This window comes from uncultured Anaerococcus sp. (assembly GCF_937934665.1).
Classification (GTDB): Bacteria; Bacillota; Clostridia; order Tissierellales; family Peptoniphilaceae; genus Anaerococcus.
This window is the reverse complement of record NZ_CALGYW010000094.1, coordinates 1-2,166: the sequence shown is the minus strand read 5'-3', so window position 1 is coordinate 2,166 and position 2,166 is coordinate 1. Positions and strand designations below refer to the sequence as shown.

General features: G+C 41.4%; 3 protein-coding genes. All 3 read right to left on the bottom strand.

Going from position 1 to position 2,166, the window contains the following annotated elements; all coding sequences use genetic code 11:
* Positions 1–200 (bottom strand): hypothetical protein (locus tag Q0410_RS05200; protein ID WP_299033817.1); only part of this gene is annotated, 200 nt, incomplete at its 3' end.
* Complete coding sequence (locus Q0410_RS05195; RefSeq protein ID WP_299033814.1) at positions 197–856, bottom strand: LysM peptidoglycan-binding domain-containing protein; 660 nt, start codon at positions 854–856, stop codon at positions 197–199. The genes Q0410_RS05200 and Q0410_RS05195, both read right to left, overlap by 4 nt.
* On the bottom strand, positions 853–2,166 hold a 1,314-nt coding region (locus Q0410_RS05190; RefSeq protein ID WP_299033811.1), incomplete at its 5' end, for a tape measure protein. The genes Q0410_RS05190 and Q0410_RS05195, both read right to left, overlap by 4 nt.

Sequence of the window (2,166 nt, the reverse complement as noted above, 5' to 3'; positions counted from 1 at the left end):
CTAACCGCAGACCCTAATTCAACATCAAAAGCCGGCAAAGTCTTATCGACGTCAGCCTTTAAAAGCTTAAAATCTAAAGTTCTTGCCGACTCCTTAAAGGCTCCGCTCACTTTCACATCACCTACAAAATTAGATATATCAGTAGATGCTCCAGAAGAACCAGTCACAATAGCCTTAATTTTTAATTGTTTATTAGTCATTGCTTTTTGTCCCCCTTAGGCATCTTAAGTTTAGCCCCTATAGCAAGCTTTCTAGGGTCTGATACGCCATTAAGCTTGGCAATTTCCTTCCATCTTGACCCGTCTCCCAGCTTCTTATCAGCTATATCCCAAAGGGTATCGCCCTTCTTGACTAGGTAAGGCTTAAGCTTATCCTTCTTATCTTCTGTAGGCCTTTCCTTAAGTTTAGAAGTCCCACCAGGTGCCTTAGATGGCTCCATATTTAGATAAGAGTATTCCCTTAAAGACAGGGTAAAGGCCACATCTCCCGACCCGTCCCCGTCTTCTTTTCCATACTCAAAATTTTCTATGGCCATAGCAAGGTTTATATCCGTATCCATGATAGCAACCCTTATAGGCTTACCAGATAGACGCCATTTATTAATCATAGCTACACAAGTATTTGGATCAGGGAAACTTTTACTAAAAAGAAAAGGATATTCCTTAGCAGGAAAAAAAGACGATATAGTCATAGTCTTAAGCTTTTTCTTACCTATAGCCAAGACTTCCCCGGTATTAATAGTATTAAAATCATAGGTATTATGAGGATTTGATATATTATGTTCTTGTAAAGGCCAAGGCAATTCTAAGACCTCAGCCCTATTTTCAAAGCTTAGCACCAATTGCTGCATGCTCATACCACAACCCCCAATCTTCTAAGCTCGTTAGAAATCACACGTCCTACATCCTTATTAGTCATATTTGCCCCGTTGACATTTATAACTATAGAATTGCTTGTATCTTGATTATTAGTTACAGGTCTTGTAGCCCTTGTTTCTTTCTCCAAAGCCCTTCTAGTAGCCCCAGCAGGGTATATCTTAGTCCCCATAGGTAGCTTCATCATTTCCTGTCCTTGCTCGTTGATTTGAGTTAGACCGCCTGAAAAGTAATCAGTACCAGTGGCGTTTTTCTTTTTACCAGGTATCCAAGATGTAACTGCTTCCCATACAGCTCCGCCAATACCACTTAAAGCACTAGCAATCTTGCCAGGTATAGAGAAAAAGGCGTCCACAGCAGTATCAACAGCCCCTTTGACTGCATCAAAGGCCGCCTTAGCTATATTAACAGCGTCCCCAATAAGTTGGAAAGCTTCAGTTACCCAACCGCCAACCATATCAGCAATATTGCTAAAGGCAGGGACAACAGTATCAACTACAAAACTTGATACACTCTCAAAAGCAGGTAGGACAATCCCAGTTATAAAACTTGCCAACAACTCCCACACAGGATTAAGTGCCACAATTATATCGGCCAAGACCCCAAAAGCTCCAGCAACAATATCAATTGCAGTACCTAACAAACTAAAACCATCCCCGATGTTGTCACTAAACAAACTTGAAAAAGCTTCAATCACAGGAGCAAAGGCTTCTTTTAGGGTATCAAAAGCAGATGCAAATTTTTCCTTTAATGGCGTGAAAACTTCGCTTAATTTGTCGATAGTACCAGTAAGTCCGGTCTTGAATTTATTGATAAAAGGTGTCATTATCTGACTAGCTTTTTCAAATCCAGCTTTGGCCTTTTTAAAGCCGCCAGTTACAAAACCACCTACAGTATCTCCGACCTTTTGAAAAGTTGGTATAAGTCCGTTTAAGACCTCGTTAACCTTTAATAAGGCAGGAGTCATAGCTCCGAAGATACCGCCTTCTTCACCATCACTACCGCCTAATAGTCCAGCACCTAGTTTAGAAAGTGCAGCCCCGAAGTTCATCTTGGCACCTTCCCTGGTTTTTCCCATCTCAGCAGCCGAATTGCCAGCCGCCATAGTAGCAGCCTTGAAAGCGTCTTGGGAAGATATTTGTCCCTTGGAAATCATATCCCTAGCGGTATTATCATCAACGCCCTTCATCTCAGCTATTTTTGATAATATAGGCAATCCTCTATCCGATAACTGCATGAGTTCGTCACCTTGGAGTTTTCCTGTAGTCTGAATCTTATTCATGATAGCACC

What these genes read in the sequence shown, in the direction of transcription:
- Q0410_RS05195 (WP_299033814.1), bottom strand. Translation starts at nt 856, where the DNA reads ATGAGCATGCAGCAATTGGTGCTAAGCTTTGAAAATAGGGCTGAGGTC.